Genomic DNA, 21947 nt, shown 5'->3' with positions numbered 1-21947 from the left:
CGCCGAATGTAGGCAGAACTGCAACGCCGGTTGCCTTTAAACGCATCAGGTGCGGTGAAGTATACGCCGGAACTGGTTACGGTTTGGGTGTGAGAACGACCCTCGCCCCCATGTTGCTCGGCACGATGCTCTGCGCCGTGGCGGCGTGGTGCGCGATGGGCTGGGCGCTGGACAACGCGCCGCGCGAGAACGTCTGCGCGGCAGCGAACATCGGCATAATCAACAGCTGGGTGCAGATATGCCGCCCCGGCTGAGATCGCTTTCCAAGGTTGTGGGGTTGGCCGCCTTGGCGGGTTCTTTGCTGGTCGCCCAAGCGGTCCACGCGGCCAACGATTGGGTCAACTTCGCCACCGTCTCCATGACCAATCCGACCACCCCCAAGCTGACGGGGGGCTACGGGTGCTATACCGACGGCAAGGACATCCTCTGCGACAGCGCCGCTTCCGCCGTCAGCTTCGGCACCGGTGGCCTCATCGACTACGGCGGGATGACGGTGGTGGGCGCCGTCTCGGCCTCGGCAGTCAGCGCCACCTACGTGTCGGGCACCGCCATCCAGGTGGGGACGGGCGGCGGGCTTGGCTGCACGGCGGGGGTCAACGGCGCCATGCGGTATTCCAGCACCTCCAATACCCTCGAAATCTGCACCGGCACCACCTGGACCACGCTCGCGTCCGGCACCATCACCGGAAGCGGCATCAGCGGCGGCAGCGCCACCGCGGTCGCCTTCTGGTCCGGCCCCAACAGCCTCACCTACGAATCCGCCACCACCAGCGGCCTCTACTGGGACCACGCCAACGGCCGGCTCGGTGTCGGTACGAACGCGCCTTCAACCGAATTGCATGTATCGGGAACCGGTGTCATTCGGATTGCCGGTTCGAGCGCGCGCATAGCGTTTGAACCCTTCGGTTACGCCACGACCAACCTTTGGAATATCGATAATAGCGCCGGGAATCTTCGTTTTTTCACCGAAGATTATGATGGCACCAACGGCGCCTTGAAGATGATCATCACGAGTGCGTCGACTATTGGAATTGGGACGGCTTATCCCGGCAGTAGTTTGACCGTGGTAGGCACGGTGCTTTCTAAGGCCGAGTTGGTGAACAATAGGTCGGGCCTTGGGTCACCGAATGTCGCCAACTTCATTGCGTGGGCACCTGGAACGGCACAAGGCCAACTTGTGGGCATGTCGTTTTACCCGACATTCTCCAACACCGCTGACAACGGTCCGCGACGGGCAGCCGACATTTTAGCAGGCTTCAATGGGGGCAGTTGGGGCAATCAGTACCTCTCTTTCAATGTCGGGGGCGTTGGCGCGAATGACGTCGCGAGTACGACGACGGAACGCATGCGGATTACCAATACCGGCAACGTCGGCATCGGCACACAATCCCCCACCGCCACCCTCCAGGTCTCCGGCTCGTTCACGGTAAGCCAGACCGGCCAGAACACCGCCTCAGCCGCCTCGATGCTGGTGGACAACCGCGGCGTGTCGGTCTCCAGCATCGTCCACATCAACGGCAGCGCGTTCTCGCCCATCGGCGCGGGCGGCAACGTCATCCTCTCCGGCACCACGGCCGTTTCCACCAGCAGCGCGGGCAGAATCACGTTTTACACCGGCGGCAATCAACGGATGATGGTGGACAGCAACGGCAACGTCAGCATCGGCGGCACCGCCGGGGCCAATGCCAACAGCAAGCTGCAGATTACGCAGGCAAGCCAGGCCACCCTTGGCCTGCTCATCGGAAACGCGAGCTATTCGACCACGGCGTTCGATGGCTTGGGCATGCAGGTCAACGACGCGGGCACGGCCCTCATCCGTGGCGGCTGGAATACCGCGAAAAACCTCATCCTGAACGACAACGGCGGTAACGTCGGTATCGGAACCGCCGCACCAACGTCGAAACTCACCATTTCGGGAGACTCCAGCGGTGGTTTTACGAACAATGCCATTGAAATCAATGATACCAGCGCGAGCGGTCGTTTATATTCGATAGGTTCTCGTGGTGCCACTGGGTTTGTTCTGGGCGATGAAACCGCGCATGTAGGCCGCCTGACTATCGCTCCCAATGGTGTGGTCACGTTGGTGGGCGTCTCCACCTGCGCACTCGCCAGCGGCACCGGCACCACCAGTTGCACCTCGGACCGCCGCCTCAAGGATCGCATCCACCCCATCGAGGATCCTCTGGACAAGCTGATGCTCATCAAGGGCGTCACCTACCACTGGAAGCGCAAGGACATCAGCGGGCCCGAACACATGGGGGTCATCGCGCAGGACGTCGAGAAGGCCTTCCCGCAGGCTGTCAGCGAAGTCTCGGACACCACCATCGGCACTGCCAAGACGGTCGATTATTCCATCCTTGTTGCTCCGATCATTGAGGTCATCCGCGAGTTCAAGCACCGTTTTGAAGACAACGACGCCCGCATCAAAACCCTCACCAAACAGGTCGAGGCCCTGCAGGCGCAGGTGAAGCAGTTGGAGGCCAGGCCATGAGCCGCAACTTCTCCCTCCGCTTGTTGCTGTCGATGGTGGGCCTGCTGATGCTCGCCCAGGGAGCCTACGCCGCCTGTTCCAGCCCCACCGGCACCGGGGGCGACATGACCTACTCCACCTCCGCCAACGTCATGGCGTACTGCGACGGCACCAACTGGATTTCCATGAACGGCGGCGTCAGCCTCACCGTCAACACCTCGGGCGGCGGTACCGTCACACCCTACGGCGCCACCAATGACATCCAGATCAACAACGGCGGCGCCCTCGGCGGCGACACCGGCACCTTCACCTACAATCCCGGCACCGACACCCTTGCGGTGCCGTACGTCTCGGCCACCGCCATCAGCGCCATCAACCAGGGCACCTTCGGCGGGTTGCTGGTGAACGGCGGCATGACCGTCACGGGCGTCTCCAGCCTCACCACCGTGAGCGCCAGCATCGTCTCCGCCACGCTTATCCAGATCGGCAACAGCGGCGCGGCCTGTACAGGCGGCCTCGCGGGAGGTCTCCGTTATTCAACGGTTTCCAATACGATGGAATACTGCACCGGCACAGTGTGGATGAGCTTGGGGCCGAGCGCGACGGTTGTTCCGGCGTTCTTGGTCACCAAGGGAGGAGTCAACCAAACAGGGGTGACAACCAACACCAAGTTGACGTGGCCCACAGTAAAGCTCGACCCCTACTCCATGTTCGACACGGCGAACAACCGCTTCAAGCCGAATATCGCAGGCACGTATCTCCTCAACGCATCGGCCTATTGTTCGGACAGCACCGGATATTGCCAGCTTTTCATCACGAAGAACGGAAGTGGGATACCATCGGGCAACGGGTTGACGCGCGGGTCCAGCGTGGTTGTCGCGGGGACGGCAATCCTGACGATGAACGGGACGACGGATTATGCCGAAGTGAATGTCACGAATAACGGCGGAAGCACCGTAGCAGGCGCCGAAGGCGCAACGTATTTCCAAGGCTCCCTGCTTTCCATGGTGGGCGGCGGATCCGGTGGCGGCACCGCCAATCCGGCGGGCAGCACCGGCGATGTGCAGTTCAACACCGGCGGCTTGCTGGCGGCGGACACCGGCAATTTCTTCTGGGATAGCACCAACCACCGCCTCGGCATCGGCACCGACACCCCGGCGGCGGCGTTGCAGGTGTCGGGCGGGCTCATCGTCAGCGCCACCGGCCAGGACAGCCTCGCGTCGGCGTCCCTCGCGGTGGACAGCCGCGGCGTGTCGGTCTCGAGCATCATCCACCTCGGCAGCAACGCGATCGTTCCGATCGGAGCGGGCGGCAACGCCATTCTTTCCGGTACCACCGCCGTGTCCACCTCCAGCGCGGGAAGCATCACCTTCTACGCCGGTGGCGCGCAGCGGCTGGGAATTGATGCCAACGGCAACATCGGCATCGGAACTCTAACGCCCACCCAACCCCTCGAAGTGAATTACAACAGCAACGGAACCAAAGGCCTTTTGGTGAAGAGCGGCGCTACCGCTACCGCGCGCATCGATATTCAAAACGCGACAAAGGACTATGCGCTTCTTACCGGAATGTCCGCGGTCAACGATGATAAATTCGCTATCTATGATTCAACCGCAGCCGCTGCCCGCCTGGTGATTGATGGGAGCGGCAATGTGTTGGTTGGTTATATCTCCGGCTTGCCAAATCCTGGCGTTGGTCTCACTCCCGACGGCTCCTTGCTATTGGGGAAACACAACTCAGCCGGGGGTACGTGGTACACGGGGTTTTACTACAATGGTGGTGCCATCGGTTCCATCGCGCAGAACGGCACCACCGCCGTGGCCTACAACACCACTTCCGACCGCCGCGTGAAGGAGAACATCACCGACAGCCGCGGGGGCCTGCAAAAACTCATGCAGATTGGTGTGAAGGACTTCTCCTTCAAGACCGACCCCTCGCACACCATCGTCAACGGCTTCATCGCGCAGGACCTCAACAAGGTCTACCCCGAGGCCGTCACCACCAACGGCGACAACGGCGAGGTCCCCCTCAAGGACAAGAGCAAGATCTGGCAGGTGGACTACGGCCGCGTCACCCCGCTCATCGTCAAGGCCGTGCAGGACCTCAAGCACCTCTTCGACACCGACCACGATGAGGTGGTGAAACTTAAGACCGAGCTCAAGGCGGCGAACGACAATATCAAGGCGCTCACCCGCCAGGTGACGGAACTGCGAAGCGATGTGACGACGCTTAGGGCGGTTGGGCGCTAGTTCTCGGTGCCGAGCTGGATCGAGGTGAGACGGCAGCTCGCGTCGTCGAAGGCACCGCTGGCGACCTCGAGGTTGTAGCCGCCGAACCCGTTCTTGGCCCGGTAGGTCATGAGGATGCGATGTTGACCGGCGGTGTCCTCCGGCGTGATGAGGGTGCGCACGTGTTGGAAGCTGTCCGGGTCGCGCAAGGCGCTGGTCACCGCCATCACCATGGCCCGGTGGCTTCCGTCCCAGCCGCTGAGGCATTGGAAACCGCTACGGCCGCCCGCCTCGTGGTTGGCGGGGACACGCGGCGCGGAGAGGAGGAGAACGATGACCACGACCAGTCCCATGAGGGTCCATCCCTTCGGGCCCATGGCCTCCACTTTTTCGCCGATCCAGGTGAACATGGGAACTCGCTGAAGAACAAATGGTCAGGCAATGGTTTGGCGCCCTGTCGAAAAGGTTGGGAGGGCGCGGTTCCGATGGTGGCCTTATGGGGGTTAGCGGGCGGTTAAGGTGACGACCGGTCAGCTCACGCGCTCGGCGGGTCTGCAACAGGGCTGCGCGCAGAATAGGCGCCCGTAAGGCTCTTCCCCTCGCGGTATACGTTTTCACCCAATATCTTATGAGGCGTGACCCTCACGGTTCGCTCTTTTGGCGCGATGCTGCGCGTGCTGACGCTCCTGGTGGGGCTTTTGCTGCTGGCCGAATCCGCAAACGCGGCGTGCACCAGCCCGGCGGCTTCGGCTGGGGATATGACGTATTCGAACATCGCCAACACGATGGTGTTCTGCGATGGCCAGAATTGGGTGAGCATGGCGGGCGGCGTCTCGCTCACCGTCAACACCTCCGGCGGCGGGACGGCGACCCCCGCAGGTTCCGCGAGCGACGTCCAGTTCAATGACGGCACGAAGCTCGCCGCCGACACCGGCAACTTCACCTACAGCGCCGGGCTGTTCAAGGCGCCGAACATCTCCACCACCAACATCACCGCCACGGGCGCGGGCAACTTCGGGACCATCAACAGTAGCGGGCTTGGCACGCTGGGCTCGCTGATCGTCACCGGCGGCGCCACCATCACCGGCCAGGCAAGCATCACGACCATTTCCACCAGCCTCATCCAGGTGGGCGGCAACGGCGCGGCGTGCACCAGCAGCCTTGCCGGAGGCGTACGCTACAACAGTACGTCCAACACCATGGACTACTGCTCCGGCAGTGCGTGGCTGTCGCTGGGGCCGTCAGCTACTGTTGTTCCCGCCGTTCTCGTGACGATGAGCGCTAATCAAACTATTGCGGCCTCGACCGCCGCCGCCCTGAACCTGGACACCAAGGCTTTTGACACCAACAACAACTACGATACGTCGACCCAAAAGTTCACCCCCACCATTCCCGGCTATTACCAGGTCAATACGGCGGTCACCTGTGCGAGCGCGACCAGCGTCCTCAATGCGTGCATAGGGTATCTCTCGAAGAATGGGGTGACGTTGATGGCGCCGGTCAACCGGGCCGGGGAAACCGGCTCGCAATGGACCAGCGCGGGTTCGATTGTCGTCTACATGAATGGATCGACCGACTATCTCCAATTGAAAGGCTTCACCGAAGCGACAGGAGGCGGGATCCTCAGCGGAAGCAATATCGGCGGTACGTTTTTCTCGGCGGCCCTCCTCACCATGAACAGCGGCGGCTCCGGCGGCACGGCCACCCCGGCAGGCTCTACGGCGGATGTGCAGTTCAACAACGCGGGAGCATTGGCGGTCGATACTGGCAACTTCACCTATGCGAGCAGCACACTCAAAACTCCTTCGCTCCTTACCGGCGGCATCACGGCGACGGGTCAGGCGAGCCTCACCACCGTCAGCAGCACACTCATCCAACTCATCTCTAATACCATCACCGCTTGCAGCTCAAACCTCGCGGGGGCCCAACGCTACAACAGCGTGTCCAACACCATCGACTACTGCACCGGAACCGGGTGGATGAGCTTGGGCCCGTCGAGCACGCTTCCTGTCGCATTCATGGTCAACAAGGGGGGGACCGATCAAACGATTGCGACCAACACCCACGTTAAATTGACGTTCTCGACCAAGGAGCTTGATACCAACAACAACTTCAATACGTCGACCGGTCGGTTCACCGTGACAATCCCCGGTGTTTACCTGATCAACGCGTCGGTGACGTGTAGTGGCGCGGCCACCAACTGCCAGGCCGAGATAAGCAAGAATGGCACCTATAATAAACTGGCCATTACGCAAAACGCCAACACCGGGACTGGGACATCCCAAGCTTCTGCCGTGATGTATCTTGCGGCGGGGGATTACATTGAGGGTGGTGTCTGGTCTACGGCAGCCACAACCGTCGTGGGCGCCACATATGATACCTATCTTGATGGTGTGCTGATTTCGGCGTCGGGGGGAGGATCTGGAGGCTCCACGCCCGCAGGTTCCACCAACGACATCCAATTCAACTCCGGCGGACTTCTTGCAGCCGACACCGGCAACTTCACCTATGCCAGCAGCACCCTCCATGCGCCGAGCATCCTCACCGGCGGCCTCACTGCGACGGGGCAGGCGAGCCTTACCACGGTCAGCACCACGCTGCTGCAACTGATCTCTAACACCACCACGGCCTGCACCACCGGCCTCGCGGGGGCACAACGCTTTAACAGCGTCTCCAACACCATCGACTACTGCACGGGTACGGCATGGATGAGCATGGGGCCATCCAGCAGCCAGCCGGTGAGTTTCCTCGCCACGATGAGCGCCAACCAAACGGTGACGACCAACACAACGACCAAGGTGGCCTTCAACACAAAGAGATTCGACACAAACAATAATTTCGACACGACGAACTATCGGTTCACGCCGACCATCCCCGGCAAGTATCTCTTCATTGGGGCCGCGTTCTGTTCCGATGCGACGACCAGCTGTTACGTCATGATATACAAGGACGGCGTTGTCACCGCCCAGACGAATGTCGGCGTGAGTGCCGGCGCGACGCCGAAGAGCATGGCTATCGTGGATATGAATGGAGCCTCGGACTACGTCGAAGTCTATGCATCGAATAATGGTGGGACGACGATCTCCAACCAACCGTATGTGTCTTACTTCTCCGGCGTTTTGCTCTCGCCCCAAGGCTCCGGCGGCGCCAATCCCGCAGGCTCCACCAACGACATCCAGTTCAACTCCGGCGGACTTCTTGCAGCCGACACCGGCAACTTCACCTATGCCAGCAGCACCCTTCATGCGCCGAGCATCCTCACCGGCGGCCTCACCGCGACGGGTCAGGCGAGCCTCACCACCGTCAGCAGCACCCTTGTCCAACTCATGTCGAACACCACCACCGCCTGCACGGCGGGCCTCGCGGGCGGCCAGCGCTACAACACCACCAACCAGGTGATCGAGTTCTGCAACGGGACTTCCTGGACCACCGTCGGCCCCAGTTTTGGTGCGAGCCTCACGGCTTTCACGGCGCTCGTCTCTACTAACCAGACCGTCACGAACAACTCGGTGGTCCACTGGAATTTGACGATCACCAACAATGGCAATGCCTTCGACACGTCGACCGGCAAGTTCACGGCTCCGGCAACAGGTCTTTACTATTTCATCGCGACGTTGCTCACGGCCAACGACAAGACTTTCGGGGATTTCGTGCTTTATAAAAACGGCGTGAGCGCCAGTATCCGTTCATACGACGCCATTCCCGCCGCCACAAATACCGCTGCCTACGCGCCTTCCGCTTTGCAAGGCGTGCTCTATTTGGTTGCGGGGGATGTCGTGGACATCCGCAACGTCACCGGAAGCTCTGAAACCGTCGAAGGTAGCGTGAGCCGGTTCAGTGGCTTCATGCTCAATGCAGCGTCTGGCTCCGGCGGCACGTCCACCCCCGCAGGCAGCACCGGCGATGTCCAGTTCAACTCCGGCGGCCTGCTCGCCGCCGACACCGGCAACTTCACCTACGCGAGCAGCACGCTGCACACGCCGAGCCTCCTCACCGGCGGCCTCACCGCGACGGGTCAGGCGAGCCTCACCACCGTCAGCAGCACCCTTGTCCAACTCATCTCCAACACCACCACCGCCTGCACCACCGGCCTCGCGGGTTCCCAACGCTACAACAGCGTCTCGAACACCATCGACTACTGTACGGGCTCTGGCTGGTTAAGCCTAGGACCCTCCGCAACAGTGGTTCCGAGTTTTTACGCTATCTCCAACAATACGACATCTGTTCCCAACAACACGGCGACCAAGCTTGATAACCTGGGAACCGTGAAATTTGATACGAACGGCAACTACGCAAATAGTCGTTTCACGGTGACGATTCCTGGCACGTATATCTTCACGGCGTCGGCGAGATTTGCTTCCAACAGCAGCGCAAATTGGCTTTACATTACAAAAAACGGAACTCCTTTAAGCCAGAACCAAACCACGGCTGCAGCAGCGACGTGGAGTGTAAACGGCACGCTCATCGATCGCGCTGTGGCTGGCGATTACTATGAGGTATACGTCCAGCAGAACACTGGATCGACGATGACGATGCCTAGTACGGGGGCCGCAACTTACTTCGGAGGTTCGTTACTCAGCATGAACGGTTCCGGCGGCACGGCCAACCCGGCGGGCACCACGAATGACGTGCAATTCAACTCCGCTGGCCTGTTGGCGGTGGACACCGGCAACTTCACCTATGCCAGCAGCACCCTGCATACACCGAGCATCCTCACCGGCGGCCTCACTGCGACGGGACAGGCTAGCCTGACCACAGTCAGCACCACGCTGCTGCAAATGATCTCCAATACCACCACCGACTGCACGTCCAATCTCGCGGGCGCCCAACGCTACAACGGCGTGTCCAACACCATCGACTACTGCACGGGCACGGCGTGGATGAGCATGGGTCCGTCCAGCACCCAACCAATTTCATTCAGCGCGGCGAAGAACTCTGCGCAAGCGTTGACGGCGCTAACGTGGCAACAGCTTACGGGCTGGACGGAAGAATTCGATACCAACAACAATTTCGCTTCGGACTCGTACACCGTCACTGTGCCCGGAAAATACTTGTTCAACGTGGGCTCACGATTTGTGCTTGGGGCAAGCGGCGGCGTTTACGCTGTCGGGATCTATAAGAATGGTGTGCAGCAGAAGTACGTTAGTGGGTCCGCAGGGGCGAATGATCATCCGGGTGCCGAAGTCTCAGTAATCTTGGATGGCGCTGCTGGTGATGTGTTTACGGCGTATGTCTACGTTTCGACGTCCGGCGACAGCGTCTATACTTCGGACAGCAAGGGGAATTTTTTCAGCGGCGTTTTATTGTCCCCGCAAGGTGGCGGTTCCGGCGGCACGGCCAACCCAGCAGGCTCCACGGCGGACATCCAGTTCAACACCGGCGGGCTCCTCGACGCCGACGCCGGGAAGTTCACCTACGCGAAAGCCACCGGCACCATCTCCGTGACCACCGTCAGCACCACCATTGCCAACTTCGTCTCGGCCTCCACCTATGCGAACGTGGTGGGCGGGCTCGGCAATATGATTTCCAGCGGCTCGGCGGTGGTCTCCACCTCCAGCGCGGGAGGTATCGGCCTGTTCTCCGGTGGCAGCCAGCGCATGAGCGTTGACTCCGGCGGCAACGTGATGATCGGAACCTCCACGCCGTCCACGACGCTCACGGTCTCCAGCAGCACCGGCCTCACCGTCACCAATGGCGCCAAGGCGATGATCATGGACATGAGCGGCAGCGGAAACGACTTCCGCAGCGTGAACGCGCCGCTTTACATCAATAATGCCTTCTCCAACGCGTCGGCGACAATCATCAACGCGAGGAGCGGCAACGTGTTCATCGGGGAAGCCAGCAACTGGAACATGTCCGACGGCGTCCTGCGCGTCAAAGGCGTCCCCGGCTCGACGGCAGGGATGCTGGTCGATGGCAACACCACCGCAAACTTTGTCAATATCCGCTTCGCCAACAACAACGGCTCGGTGGGAACCATCACCACAAACGGCACCACCACGGGTTACAACACCAGCTCCGATCGGCGGGTGAAGGAGAACATCACCGAGACCCGCGAGGGCCTGCAGCAGCTGATGCGGATTCCGGTCCGTGACTTCGCCTTCCGCAAGGACCCCTCCCACACCATCGTCAACGGCTTCATCGCGCAGGAGCTCAACAAGGTGTACCCCGAGGCCGTCACCACCAACGGCGACAATGGCGAGGTGCCGCTCAAGGACAGCAAAAACATCTGGCAGGTGGACTACGGCCGCATCACGCCGCTCATCGTGAAATCGGTGCAGGACCTGAAAATCGAAAAGGATTCCGAGATCGAGAGCCTCACCACCCAGCTCAAGGCCGCCAACGACAACATCCGGGAATTGCGCGACGAGATGCGGGCCCTTAAAAGCGCTCTCCGGCGTTAGAGTCTTGGACGGAGCCGCGTAATGGCCGACTATTTTGAAGAGAACTTCGACAAATACCGCCCCCTGGTCGACAAAGGCAGGTACCCCGACGCCATCGAAGCATGCCTCGCGTTCCTGCAGGACTACCGGTCAAACAATTCCGACTACGAGACCCAGCACAAAGGCAGCCCGTTCTACGTGATGGGCTACGCGGCTTTCGCCTCGCACGACTACAGCGGCGCGAGCCTGTTCTTCGACGCGGCGGTGGAGGAGGACATCACGAAGTTTGGTCCCACGGCCGACAAGCCTGCCCTCAATTTCATGCGGCTGGAAGACAAGGGTTTGGAAGTCCTCGCCAGCGAGATCGTGCGCAACCTCATCCTTGCTACGGAGGAGCTGTTGACCGACTACAACGCGCGCCCGGGCGCGCAGGCGATAACCCTCTCCGAATTGCGTTCAAAGTTTTTGGTCTGGGCCCTGGGCGAGAAGGACGTGCACAAACGCGCGCTGATGACGACCTTCATCTCCTTCGTCGCCGAATGGAAATACCGCCAGCGCCTGATCGGCTTGCTGGCGAACGGGTCCAGGGAACCGTTCTTCGTCCACCTGTTCCGGGGTTGTGTCCTCTTCGAGAGCCTGCTGAAGGAAAACCCCAATCATTTCTGCAAGAAGGACATGCTGGGGCCTATCCTCGATGATTTCCAGACGCAGCTTAACATCACGAAAGTCACTACCGGCGGCGCGGCCTTCGACACGGTTCTAAAAAACTTGACGCCGGCAATGCCCGTCCAGCAAACGATCGAGGCGGCCGCCCGGCTGCGCAACACGGTGGGCCACAAGATCTCCTGGACCACCGCAAACCTCGACAAGGACAGCTACGAGCTCGCCGTCAAAGCCGTGGCGTCGTCCTGCATCCACACCATTTCTACGCTTTACTGACTCACCGCGCGCGAGCGCCATTTCCTTCAACAGCCCTGCCACACCGGTGCCGCGCATTTGAGCGGCACCGCTTATCGTATACGTGTTCTTCCAATACTTTATTCCCTGTGAAGACCCTGCTCCGCCGTCTTAGCGCGGCCTCCCGCGTGATGTTGCTCCTGCTGGGGCTCGCGTCGGTTGCGCAGACGGCGCAAGCGGCTTGCACCAGCCCGGCGGGCAACGCTGGCGACGTCGGTTACGCCGGCAACTACGGGACGATGGTGTTCTGCAACGGGACGCAATGGGTTTCGATGGCGGGCGGTGTCTCCGTCACGGTCAATACCTCCGGCGGCGGCACAGCTACCCCGGCGGGCTCCGCCAGCGACGTCCAGTTCAACGACGGGACCAACCTCGCCGCCGACACCGGCAACTTCACCTACACGAGCGGCCTGCTCAAGGCGCCAAGCATCTCGGCGACAGCCCTCAACAGCCAATATCTGTCCGCGACCACGGTCTACAACCCAGGGACCCTGAGCGGCAACACGGCGGCGTTCAACAGCGTGAGCAGCACGGCGCTGAGCGCCAGCACCATCAGCTCCACCTATATCCAGCTCCCGAGCGCGACGACGGTGCTGGCCTGCGGAAGCAACCTCGCGGGCACCATGCGCTACACCTCCGGCACCATGCAGGTTTGCGATGGCTCGGGCTGGACCAACGTCGGCATCGGCATTCCCACCGGCACCATCGCGGCATTCGCCGCAAGCTCTTGCCCCAATGGCTGGTCGGAATACACCGCCGCGCGCGGCCGCTTCCTGCGCGGCATCGACAACGGCGCAGGCGTCGATGCCGATGGCACGCGCGTTCCCGGCAATCAGCAGGCGGGCCAGAATAAGTATGAGATAAACCTTTATAATGGGTCCGGGTCCCAAAGCGCGCGCCGATGGCTTACCAACCAAGCGTTGAGTGGATGGTGGGCCGATATGGGTTCGAATCTCGATCCCCGTCCTGCCAACGTCGCCGTCACGTTTTGCGAGTATGATGGCTACCAGAGCCAACTCCAGACCGGCGTCGCCACGCTGGCGAGCCTCACCGATGTCTCGGTCGCGGGCGTCACCACCGGCCAAGTCCTCACCTACAGCGGCGGTACGTGGATAGCTTCCACCACCACCGGAGGTGCCACCGCCTCGGGAGCCGCTAACGATGTGCAGTTCAAAAACGCCGGCGGCAACCTGGCAGCCGACACCGGTCGCTTTATCTACACCAGCAGCACGGGCGTGTTGGCGGCACCCACGGTTTCCGCCACGTACCTCAACAGCCAGTACGGCAGCGTCACCACGCTCTCCAATTCCGGCACCTTCAGCGGCAACACGGCCTCGCTCAACAGTGTGAGCAGTACGGCCGTCTCGGCGAGCACAGTCTCCGCTACGATGATTCAGCTCGGCAACAACGGCGCGGCGTGCGGCTCGGGGATCTCCGGCGCGATGCGCTACACCAGCGGCACCATGCAGGTGTGCGATGGCTCGGGCTGGACCAATATCGGTCTGGGCGTTCCCCAAGGTACGATCGCGGCCTTTGCGCTGACCAGCTGCCCGGGCGGTTGGGCCGAATACACCGCCGCACGTGGCCGCTTCCTGCGCGGCATCGACAACGGCGCAGGCAACGACCCGGCCGGTACCCGTGCGCCAGGAAATGCCCAGACAGATATGGTTGGCCCCGTGTCGGTGACGCTAGGCCATACACAAATCCCCAATGGGACGAACAGCGCATGGGTTGTTTGGAATCAGGGTAACGTCGGTGGTTCTTGGGAAACCGCGACCGGTGGAGGCACAGAAACGCGTCCGAAGAACGTCGCGGTGATCTTCTGCCAATACCAGGGCTACCAAAGCCAACTCCAAACAGGCGTGGCCACATTGGCCAGCCTGTCCGATGTCTCTGTGGCCGGCGCGACCACCGGCCTGGTGCTCACCTACAGCGGCAGCGCATGGGTGGCATCGACCACGACGGCCAGCTCCCCGGCGGGCTCCACCGGCGACATCCAGTTCAACACCTCGGGCGCCTTCGACGCTGACACCGGCAACCTGTACTGGGACAAGACCAACCACCGCCTGGGCATCAACACCAACAGCAGCGCCTATGAACTGGAAGTGAGCGGCACGAATGGCTTGCGCGTGAGCCAATTCGCCAACGGCGTGCGCTATTCAGTCAACACCAACTCCAACCAAATCTACAGCTTAAATAGTCCGCTCTACATCAACTACAGCAGCACCTCCAATACGCTCATCAGCGCCAACGGGGGCTTTGTCGGCATCGGCACCACCGCGCCCAGCAGCACCTTGACGGTCTCGGGCACCACATGGACGAACGGCGAAATCCAGTCGGGTTACACGGGCAGCGGCGGGCAATTCCGTGCCATCGGCGGCAACTACGGCATGATGATCCGCAACGACGGCGCCAACACCTACTTCTTGCTCACCAACTCCGGCAGCCAGTACGGCACCTGGAACAGCCTGCGCCCGCTTTCCTTCAGCGACACCACCGGCGACGTCACCATGGGGACCAACGTAACCGCCGCAGCCTACCTCTACTCGTCAGACCGCCGCCTCAAGAGCGACATCACCGCCATGACCGGCGGCCTCGCCAGGCTGGACAGGCTCAACCCCGTGTCCTTCCGCTTCACCGCTGACCCGAGCCGCACCATCCACCTGGGCCTCATCGCGCAGGACGTGCAGAAGGTCTACCCCGAGGCCGTGAAGACCGACGACAAGGGCTTCCTCAAGCTTGACTACCCCTCGCTGATCGGCCCGCTGGTTGACATGCTCAAGGAGCTGAAGGTTCTCGTGCTCGGCGACCACGAGTCCCTCGCGAAGCTTCAAGCCGCGAACGACAACATGGCGTCCGCGATCAAGTCCCTCCAGGCAACAAATGCCGCCTTCAAGGCAGCCAACGACAACCTCGCCCGCCGCCTGGACGCGCTCGAGAAGAAAGCCGCCGCCCGGTGAAGGGTCGGTGCTTCGGGTGGTTCCGGGGGCAACCGCAGCCGCGACGCGGAGCTAAATTGGTCCTCCTGAAACAGGATGTGAATGTGTTTTAAGGTGCCAAGGGCCCTTCGGGGGGTAGGCGGGCAAGGAAGAAACGACGTGGACGTGTTCCACGGGCATTTCACGAGAAAAGGGATTAGGGCGTCACCGTAGCGGGCAGCAGCGGAAACCGCCGTGCCAGAGCTTGCGGCCGGTCTCGACGGGGCCGCCGACGATGGAAACCAGGACCATGCCTTATTAAAGCGCAAAAGGAACGTCAGGGCCTGTTGCGAAAAAAGCAACTAAGGCATGCGGTGGGTCAGGCTGATGATGCGGTGTTTGGAGACGATCAGGTCGAACATGGCGTTGCCGTCGGGGTGCGCGAGAAAGGGCAGTGGGATGGTCGGCTCGCGCGGCGTGATGTCGAGCAGCCGGCCGGAGGAACCGGCGACAACGGAGTGGGCCTGGAAGCGGGTCATCGGCCGGGAGGATAGGGGAAGGTGGAGGACGAACCATCCACGGACGACGGTGTCGGCGGGGTGGAGCTGAACCCAGCGGTCGGCGTTGGTGTGGCAGTCGTGGGGGTGTGCTTCGAACCCGCGTGCCACGCGCCGGGTGTAGCGGAGGGGCACGGCGCGGTCGCGCACGGCGTAGAGCTCGGCGGCGAGTTCGATGAGGTAGCTGTCGGTGGCCATGACAGAGATTATCACGCCAGGCATCGGGCCGGTCGGCGGATGGTTGAGCCGTAAGCAGCTGAGCGGGAGAGGGGCGCTCCGAAGGCACGGGGGAAGTGCTCGGAGCGCCTGGCGGTTTTGCTTGTGAAGCCGGATGCCGGCGACCGCCATTTCTTCCGTTAGCGGATTATGCGACCGACGGCGAGTGCAAAGGCGGGTATTCCGCCGTGAGCGGAGGTCTGTCAGTTTGGTTTGCGGGAGCTGGTATAACGCATTGACCCGCCCGAGCTCCGACGCATGGAGCTCTCCTTGTTCCTTGGGGCGGGTTACTTCATTCGAACATGGTGGTCTCGGAGCGATGGCGTGAGGCACGCCGTCAAAGGGGATCAGCGAGCCGCGGCCGGGGTGAGCGGGGTTACACCGCGCTCTCGCGCCCCATGCGCCAGAGCACTTCCGGGTCCTTGATGATATGGGGCGGGATGAAGGGCCTCTTGGGCCGGGGCGGGACGCCGGACGTGCCCGCCCAAAACCACGAGGGGTGCATGACGGACGCGTAAGAGATGGCTTGGATGGTTTCGTGGGCCACTTGTTCGTAGGTAAGGCCGGGCATCATTCGCCAAAGCGTGGCACGGGCATTGGCCGTGCAGATCCACTCGTAATGTCCCTCGCGGCGGCAAGCGCGGTATTCGACGCAGGCTGCGCGCCAGGCGTCGCGGAGGCGCGGATGGCGGGGAGCGGTTTTCTGGGCGGGGCCGTGGCTCATGCAAATGAGGGATAGAGCCAAATTCCGCGCTGTTCCACCCCTGTTCCCGTTGTCGTCGCGGAAGGCCGGGAACATCTTGTGGTCCACAGGTTTTCCACGGCCAGATGTAGCATCGTGAGTTTTGCGTCATGCCGAAACCCCGCGCCCGCGCGTACTGGAAAGGCCATCTTCGCCTCTCCCTGGTGTCGTTGCCGATCGAGATCTACAGCGCCGTCGAGAGCCAGGCGGAGGTCCGGTTCAACGAGATCCATAAGCCTTCCGGCCGCCGCGTCGGCCGCAAAAGGTGGGTTGAAGGTGTCGGCGAAGTGGGCTCGGCCGACATTGTGAAGGGCGTGGAAGTGGCGCCGGACGAATACGTGCTTGTGGACCAGGCTGAGATTGACGCTGCCAAACCCGAGTCCTCGAAGACGCTGGACCTGGTGCAATTCATCGATCAGTCGGAGATCGACTATCGCTACCTGGAACGGCCGTATTTCCTTGTGCCGGCCGACAAGCTGGCGGGCGAAGGTTATGCCGTCATCCGCGACGCGCTGAGGAAAACCGGCAAGGTCGGCCTCGGTGAAGTCACCATTTCCAACCGGACCTGGGTGGTGTCGGTGTCGCCGTTGCAGGATGGGCTGGTGATGGAGATGCTCCGCTTCGCGGATGAACTGAAAAAGCCCGAGGACTATTTCGACGAGGTGCCGCCGGAGAAGCCGCAGAAGGAAATGATTGACCTGGCGGTGCGGCTCATTGGTCAAAAGAGTGCGCCTTACAAACCCGAGAAGTTTGAAAATGCCTACCAGCAGAAGCTTCGCGAGCTGGTCGAGGCGAAGCGCAAGGGCAAGAAGATCATTTCTCACGTTGAGGCGCCGCGCCGTCTCGGCGGCAACGTGGTCGATCTGATGGATGCCCTGCGCAAGAGCGTGGGCGCGAAGGAGAAGGCAAAGACAAAAGCCAAACCCGCGAAGGGAAAGAAGTCGGCGTAAGGGAGACGATGCCCATGTACCGTAAATTCGAGGAACTGGGAATTACGCTCGGCGGGGCGAGCTACGGATTTTTCAGCGGTGAAGCGGAATTCGACGTCACCGGCCATCCGGTCGCGATCGAGGTGGAAGCGGCGGCGGTTGGCCAACCCGATCTCCGTCTGGACATTGCGGAGCTGGTGCGGGAGCGGATTGGCCTCAGGGACAGGTTTGGCTTGGGCTTCCTTGAAGACAGCGACGAGCGGGTGCGCGCGCACGTTACGAAGTGGATGCTATTCCATGCGCTGGCAGACAGCCTCGTGGAACGGTACCGGGAAGACATCGAGGACGAGCTCAGTGCAGCGAGGGCGTTGCGGGGCACCCATGCCGCGTGAGCGTAAGGTGGTGAACATCGAGGACGATGTCCTGCGCGCTGTTTCAATTTATGCGCGCGATTCAGGGACATCCCTCGACGACATCCACAACGAGGCCTTGCGCGAGTTGTTGAAGAGGAAAGGTCAGCCCGTGGGCTTGCACGAAGCGCTGAAGCAGAGCGCGAAGATGATCGCCGCGAATGACGGCAGCAAATCACGACGGCGGCGGGCGAAGTGAAGGGCGGCGGGCGCCGGCAGGATTTGAAGTTGGGGCCGGGGCGCGCCATATCAGGCGCATGCTGAAGAAACATCCGTTCATCCCGCCGATGCTGGCCACGGCGGCGCGGGCCATCCCGGCCGGCCCGGAGTGGACGTGCGAGCTGAAGCTTGACGGGTACCGGGTGCAGGCCCACGTCGAGGGCGATGCGGTGACCCTTTTCAGCCGGAACGGCAACGATTTGTCCCGCCGGTTCCGGACAATCCTTTCGGCCCTTTCGTCGTTTCCAGCAAGATCCGCGATCCTCGATTGCGAATTGGTGGCGTGTGGTGAGAAGGGGCGGCCGGATTTCGACAGGTTGGTCAGGGAAGGGGGGCGTTGTCCCGACCTTTCGCTGTGGGCATTCGATCTTCTGATGCTGGACGGCCGGCCGATGCTGAAAGAGGCGTTGGGTTTTCGGCGCGATCGGTTGAACAGGCTGCTCAATGCGGCCGATGAGGAAAGGCTGCAATTTTCGCCGGAGTTTGCGGACGCCGCCAAGCTCTTGGCGGAGGCGGAGAAGCGCGGGCTGGAGGGCGTGGTGCTGAAAAAGCGGGAAGGGATCTACGCGTCTGGCCGGAGCAGGGAGTGGCTGAAAATCAAGACGAAGGCCTGGAAGGAGAAGAACGCGCGCCAGCGGGCGGTGCTTTTCAACCGCGGCCGGGGGGCGGGGAATTAGCGGGTCGGCTCACGCAATTGTTCTTGCTTTGTTCGGGAGAGTGGCTACCTTGGCGCGCCATGGTTGAAACCCTTGGACAGGCGCTGGATTTGGGCTGGAAGGTCAAGGCGAAATGCGCCGCCGGCAAACGGGAGGGCATGAAGACCGTGAGGGCCTGCGTGCATGGCTATGCGCTGGATTTGCAAACGCTTGTGTGGACGCGCGGCCGGGATTTTCCATTGTCCTGGCTGGGGTCGAGGATGCGCTGCCCGCGCTGTGGCTCGCGCCAGGTCACGGTGTTTTTCGAACCTCCGGGCAACGCCGGCCGGGGAAGGGGGCCGGAGCGGCCGGCACCGGCATGGATCAGAATGCGGGACCAGACGGGCTGACGGAGTGGTCGGCGCGCACTTCCATAGCGATAGGACCTTGGGACGGAGAACCGGCCGTGTGCAATCTCTACAGCTGCTTGAAGGGCCCTGACAGCATCCGCCGGCTGTTCCGCGCGGCCCGGGCCTCGCCGGGCATCCCCCTTTCCTTTCCGGCCATATTCCCCGACACCCTGGCACCTGTCGTGTCCACGGCGGCTGATGGCGAACGAGAGCTTTCGATGATGCGGTGGGGATTCCCGCCGCCACCGAAGGGCAACCGGCCGGTGACCAACGTGCGGAATGTAACGTCGTCGTTCTGGCGGGCGTGGCTGAAGCCGGAGTGCCGGGTACTGGTGCCGGTAACGTCCTTCTGCGAATACACCGACAGCACACCCAAGGTGCCGCATTGGTTTGCGCTCGCCGAGACGCGGCCGTTGTTTGCGTTCGCGGGGATCTGGCGACCGTGGACGGGAACCAGGAAGGGAGAGACGGGGGAGCACCGGCTCTACAGTTTCCTCACCACGGAGAGCAATGGCGTGGTCGGGCCCATTCATCAGAAGGCGATGCCGGTTCTTCTCACGACGGAGGCCGAGTTCGATGCCTGGCTGACCGCGCCGACGGAGGAGGCAATCTTCGGCTGCAAAGGCCGTTGGCTGACGATGAGATGATGATTGTGGCGCGGGGTATGCGCGCGGATGTGGAACTGGCGGTCCGCTAGGATTGGTCCCAGGCTTCAATGTAGAGCCACTCGTGCGGCGCGCAGAGCGCTGCGAGATTGAGGTTGATGTCGGTGCGGCCGAGGTAGTGCGGGAGCAGGATGTCCCACGGGTCGCGGCGCCAGACTTTTTCGGCGAGGGGAGGACCGGCGATGATGGTCGGCAGAACGTCCTTGCCCTGCGCGGTGTATTCAAGGGGATAGCCGCCGTTGAAGGCGAGGAAGTGGGCGCTTCCGGCCGCTTTGAGGGCATCGATCCAATCCAGGCCATCGAGTCCCGTCTGCCAAATCGCGATGCGGCCGTCGCAGGCGCATTTGGACGTGGCGGGTTTGGATTTATCGCCGGATTGCCGATGAACGCTGATGCACCATCCAAGGGGCATAAAGGAGCCTTTCGATAGAACGCTCCTGGTGCGCCGCGTTCGTGACCGGATGAGGGAAGGGAAGGGGTGGTTTTCTTTCACGCAGGAATGTTGCGGCCAGGCGACAGGGGTATGGATGGAAACGGCGATAGGTTTGAAGGTGTGTACGTTGTGTAGGCGGGCTGCCTTGGCAGGGAGGCGAGGCACATCTAGCGTGGCGCTATGGAACGAGTGATGAAGTGTCTGCCGCCGGCGCTGGAGGTTATCGGTATCGTACTGCTGTGGTCGCTGAAGGCGGCGGCGCAGGTGTGCGGTTTAATCGTGGGGCTGCTCGTGTTGGTGTTGTGGGTCGCTGTCGTGGGCGTCCTCTTCGGCCGGTTGCCGCGTCCCATGATGCGGTATTTGTAAAGGCTGTGCGCTGTCGCAAGGCTGGATGGCGGTTTTGGTGAATATGATGATGGATTTGAGGTCGGCCAATTTCACGCGCCAAAAGGAACCGTCACGGCTTTCGCCGACGATGAAGGCGATTTGGCGGGCGTAGCGAGGGTACCAACTGCGGCCTTGTGCGGTGAACTCTGCGGGGCGCGGGGGCTTGCGGTGGCGGGGCACGGCGTTGCTTTCTTTCGGGGGGAGGTTCGGCGGTGGCCCGGGCATCGGCAAGGGAAATGCCTGCGGAAGAGGCAACGACGTTGCGCGTGTCATGCGCGCGTTGGATGGATCGGAATCATCGGTACGCTGGGAGAGCGCGGGAATCTGCGGAGAAAACCGGGTGAAGAGTTTGTCGGCTCGATGTTCCGTGTCTCGGAAAATATGCACGGTGCACATTTGTGGAGTCATGGATCGTGTCGTAATATATGCAGCGTGCAAACAATGACGTGTTTCGAACTTCGATCTGCGCTGGAGGATCTCGGCCTGACGCAGCGCGACCTGGGTCGCCTGAGTGGTGCGAATGCTTCGCAGGTTTGGCGGTGGTGCGATGGGTTCAGTCCGGTGCCGTCGTATGTGAGGACCATCCTCACGTTGATGAAGACGAACGATCGGTTTTCGGTGCGGGTTGGTCACCGCGAACGGTGGGAGGTGGAACGCCATCATGTGTTCCGCAAGGGAGCGACGTTCCGTGAATTGCTGCACCGGCGGCACCCCGACAAGAACAAGCGCGATACGAATGATGAAATGAAGATGGTGCTTCAGTTCAGGGAGTGACCCCGAGCAGCTGGCGAAGGTCGACGTTTAAGAAATTGGCCAGCAGGACGGCGCGCTCGGCCGAGAGGTGGGCGGTTCCGTGCTCGAGTCTCTGAACCATTTGGTACGTGCAGTCGAGATGATGGGCAACGGCGGTCTGGGAAAGGCCGGCGGCAAGGCGGGCGGCACGGAGGCGTTCGCCTTGGGCGATGGCCCACGGCGTTTTAGGGTGGTGTTTTGGCAAGGATGAGCGCTTTCGGCAGTTGAACGGGGCCACCTGGGTAAGGGTGGCCGGGGAGTTCAAAGCGGCCAAATCAACCGCGCAGCATATTGGCTTGCGCGTATTTTGCTGCCTCCCCAGCCATGGCTGAAAGGCAGTTTGATGTCGGCTGTGCGACAGCCGGATTTGGCAAGGCTTTGAAACCCGGCACTCTGTGGTGCGATGGGGACTATACCGCGTGTGGTTGATGTCGCCAACGGCGACGTGCTGCGCATCTGAATCGAGTGCGGGATTCGAATGGCGTTGTTTGGCGGTTATCTATTGGTTAGTGAAAGGGGACAGGTACGATCGAAAAAGACGTCGGGCGTGCGCGCCCAATCGCTTTACATAACTATCCTTATACGAACCGAAGTAC

Annotated in this window: 18 protein-coding genes; 12 read left to right on the top strand and 6 right to left on the bottom strand. The window is 61.7% G+C overall.

Annotated features, from left to right (window positions below; all coding sequences use genetic code 11):
* Window positions 1-148: 148 nt before the first annotated feature.
* Both RLW41_RS02645 and RLW41_RS02640 read left to right on the top strand, forming a co-directional pair.
* Window positions 149-2491: a tail fiber domain-containing protein gene (locus RLW41_RS02645; RefSeq protein WP_414463368.1), complete on the top strand. Its 2343-nt coding sequence runs from the start codon at window positions 149-151 to the stop codon at window positions 2489-2491.
* Window positions 2488-4719, top strand: a complete 2232-nt coding sequence (locus tag RLW41_RS02640; protein WP_414463367.1) for a tail fiber domain-containing protein — start codon at window positions 2488-2490, stop codon at window positions 4717-4719. Before RLW41_RS02645 ends, RLW41_RS02640 begins: the two co-directional genes overlap by 4 nt.
* Here the strand turns inward: RLW41_RS02640 and RLW41_RS02635 are convergent.
* Entirely contained in the window at window positions 4716-5108 is a 393-nt protein-coding gene (locus tag RLW41_RS02635; protein WP_414463366.1) for a hypothetical protein, read from the bottom strand. The two genes, RLW41_RS02640 and RLW41_RS02635, sit on opposite strands and share 4 nt — an antisense overlap.
* Before the next feature lie 225 nt (window positions 5109-5333).
* Here RLW41_RS02635 and RLW41_RS02630 point away from each other — a divergent pair, with 225 nt between their 5' ends.
* The 3 genes from RLW41_RS02630 (at window position 5334) to RLW41_RS02620 (ending at window position 14998) form a co-directional block, all read left to right on the top strand.
* Window positions 5334-11102, top strand: coding sequence for a C1q-like domain-containing protein (locus RLW41_RS02630; protein ID WP_414463365.1), 5769 nt, complete (start codon window positions 5334-5336; stop codon window positions 11100-11102).
* A gap of 21 nt (window positions 11103-11123) precedes the next feature.
* Complete coding sequence (locus RLW41_RS02625; RefSeq protein ID WP_414463364.1) at window positions 11124-12020, top strand: hypothetical protein; 897 nt, start codon at window positions 11124-11126, stop codon at window positions 12018-12020.
* Window positions 12021-12169: 149 nt separating this feature from the next.
* The gene (locus tag RLW41_RS02620) at window positions 12170-14998 is read left to right on the top strand and encodes a tail fiber domain-containing protein (protein WP_414464648.1); all 2829 of its coding nucleotides are present in this window, start codon (window positions 12170-12172) and stop codon (window positions 14996-14998) included.
* Window positions 14999-15318: 320 nt separating this feature from the next.
* Here RLW41_RS02620 and RLW41_RS02615 read toward each other — a convergent pair whose 3' ends face one another.
* A complete protein-coding gene (locus RLW41_RS02615) occupies window positions 15319-15711 on the bottom strand; it encodes a hypothetical protein (protein ID WP_414463363.1) in 393 nt (130 codons plus the stop codon).
* A 394-nt stretch (window positions 15712-16105) separates the two neighbouring features.
* The gene (locus RLW41_RS02610) at window positions 16106-16540 is read right to left on the bottom strand and encodes a hypothetical protein (RefSeq protein ID WP_414463362.1); all 435 of its coding nucleotides are present in this window, start codon (window positions 16538-16540) and stop codon (window positions 16106-16108) included.
* Between the two features lie 41 nt (window positions 16541-16581).
* On the opposite strand from RLW41_RS02610, the gene RLW41_RS02605 reads away from it, so the two are divergent.
* Genes RLW41_RS02605 through RLW41_RS02580 form a run of 6 tightly spaced genes read left to right on the top strand, consistent with a single transcriptional unit; the run spans window position 16582 to window position 19721 of the window.
* Window positions 16582-17421, top strand: a complete 840-nt coding sequence (locus RLW41_RS02605) for a Ku protein (RefSeq protein ID WP_414463361.1) — start codon at window positions 16582-16584, stop codon at window positions 17419-17421.
* Between the two features lie 14 nt (window positions 17422-17435).
* Window positions 17436-17792, top strand: a complete 357-nt coding sequence (locus RLW41_RS02600) for a hypothetical protein (RefSeq protein WP_414463360.1) — start codon at window positions 17436-17438, stop codon at window positions 17790-17792.
* Window positions 17782-18009, top strand: coding sequence for a hypothetical protein (locus tag RLW41_RS02595; RefSeq protein ID WP_414463359.1), 228 nt, complete (start codon window positions 17782-17784; stop codon window positions 18007-18009). The genes RLW41_RS02600 and RLW41_RS02595 overlap by 11 nt, the downstream gene beginning before the upstream one ends.
* Complete coding sequence (locus RLW41_RS02590; RefSeq protein ID WP_414463358.1) at window positions 17972-18706, top strand: RNA ligase family protein; 735 nt, start codon at window positions 17972-17974, stop codon at window positions 18704-18706. The genes RLW41_RS02595 and RLW41_RS02590 overlap by 38 nt, the downstream gene beginning before the upstream one ends.
* Before the next feature lie 59 nt (window positions 18707-18765).
* A complete protein-coding gene (locus tag RLW41_RS02585; RefSeq protein WP_414463357.1) occupies window positions 18766-19074 on the top strand; it encodes a hypothetical protein in 309 nt (102 codons plus the stop codon).
* Window positions 19044-19721, top strand: coding sequence for an SOS response-associated peptidase (locus RLW41_RS02580; protein ID WP_414463356.1), 678 nt, complete (start codon window positions 19044-19046; stop codon window positions 19719-19721). The genes RLW41_RS02585 and RLW41_RS02580 overlap by 31 nt, the downstream gene beginning before the upstream one ends.
* Before the next feature lie 46 nt (window positions 19722-19767).
* Here RLW41_RS02580 and RLW41_RS02575 read toward each other — a convergent pair whose 3' ends face one another.
* Both RLW41_RS02575 and RLW41_RS02570 read right to left on the bottom strand, forming a co-directional pair.
* Window positions 19768-20151 (bottom strand): hypothetical protein, encoded by a 384-nt coding sequence (locus RLW41_RS02575; protein ID WP_414463355.1) that lies wholly within the window; start codon window positions 20149-20151, stop codon window positions 19768-19770.
* 294 nt (window positions 20152-20445) lie between these two features.
* The gene (locus tag RLW41_RS02570; RefSeq protein WP_414463354.1) at window positions 20446-20967 is read right to left on the bottom strand and encodes a hypothetical protein; all 522 of its coding nucleotides are present in this window, start codon (window positions 20965-20967) and stop codon (window positions 20446-20448) included.
* Window positions 20968-21000: 33 nt separating this feature from the next.
* On the opposite strand from RLW41_RS02570, the gene RLW41_RS02565 reads away from it, so the two are divergent.
* Window positions 21001-21333 carry a hypothetical protein gene (locus RLW41_RS02565; protein WP_414463353.1) on the top strand — a complete coding sequence of 111 codons (333 nt, stop codon included), beginning with the start codon at window positions 21001-21003 and terminating at the stop codon, window positions 21331-21333.
* Here RLW41_RS02565 and RLW41_RS02560 read toward each other — a convergent pair.
* On the bottom strand, window positions 21323-21589 hold the full coding sequence (locus tag RLW41_RS02560) for a helix-turn-helix domain-containing protein (RefSeq protein ID WP_414464647.1): 267 nt from the start codon (window positions 21587-21589) through the stop codon (window positions 21323-21325). The two genes, RLW41_RS02565 and RLW41_RS02560, sit on opposite strands and share 11 nt — an antisense overlap.
* Between the last annotated feature and the right edge of the window lie 358 nt (window positions 21590-21947).

It is taken from the genome of Hyphomicrobium sp. DY-1 (assembly GCF_047497105.1).
Classification (GTDB): Bacteria; Pseudomonadota; Alphaproteobacteria; order Rhizobiales; family Hyphomicrobiaceae; genus Hyphomicrobium_B.
The sequence above is the reverse complement of the archived record's forward strand: the minus strand, read 5'-3'. Positions and strand labels throughout refer to the sequence as shown.

Coding starts and splice junctions, on each gene's coding strand:
- RLW41_RS02640 (WP_414463367.1), top strand. CDS start 2,488: ATGAGCCGCAACTTCTCCCTCCGCTTGTTGCTGTCGATGGTGGGCCTG.
- RLW41_RS02565 (WP_414463353.1), top strand. CDS start 21,001: ATGACGTGTTTCGAACTTCGATCTGCGCTGGAGGATCTCGGCCTGACG.
- RLW41_RS02605 (WP_414463361.1), top strand. CDS start 16,582: ATGCCGAAACCCCGCGCCCGCGCGTACTGGAAAGGCCATCTTCGCCTC.
- RLW41_RS02625 (WP_414463364.1), top strand. CDS start 11,124: ATGGCCGACTATTTTGAAGAGAACTTCGACAAATACCGCCCCCTGGTC.
- RLW41_RS02635 (WP_414463366.1), bottom strand. CDS start 5,108: ATGTTCACCTGGATCGGCGAAAAAGTGGAGGCCATGGGCCCGAAGGGA.
- RLW41_RS02575 (WP_414463355.1), bottom strand. CDS start 20,151: ATGCCCCTTGGATGGTGCATCAGCGTTCATCGGCAATCCGGCGATAAA.
- RLW41_RS02570 (WP_414463354.1), bottom strand. CDS start 20,967: ATGACTCCACAAATGTGCACCGTGCATATTTTCCGAGACACGGAACAT.
- RLW41_RS02615 (WP_414463363.1), bottom strand. CDS start 15,711: ATGGCCACCGACAGCTACCTCATCGAACTCGCCGCCGAGCTCTACGCC.
- RLW41_RS02600 (WP_414463360.1), top strand. CDS start 17,436: ATGTACCGTAAATTCGAGGAACTGGGAATTACGCTCGGCGGGGCGAGC.
- RLW41_RS02590 (WP_414463358.1), top strand. CDS start 17,972: ATGACGGCAGCAAATCACGACGGCGGCGGGCGAAGTGAAGGGCGGCGG.
- RLW41_RS02620 (WP_414464648.1), top strand. CDS start 12,170: ATGTTGCTCCTGCTGGGGCTCGCGTCGGTTGCGCAGACGGCGCAAGCG.
- RLW41_RS02585 (WP_414463357.1), top strand. CDS start 18,766: ATGGTTGAAACCCTTGGACAGGCGCTGGATTTGGGCTGGAAGGTCAAG.
- RLW41_RS02580 (WP_414463356.1), top strand. CDS start 19,044: ATGGATCAGAATGCGGGACCAGACGGGCTGACGGAGTGGTCGGCGCGC.
- RLW41_RS02595 (WP_414463359.1), top strand. CDS start 17,782: ATGCCGCGTGAGCGTAAGGTGGTGAACATCGAGGACGATGTCCTGCGC.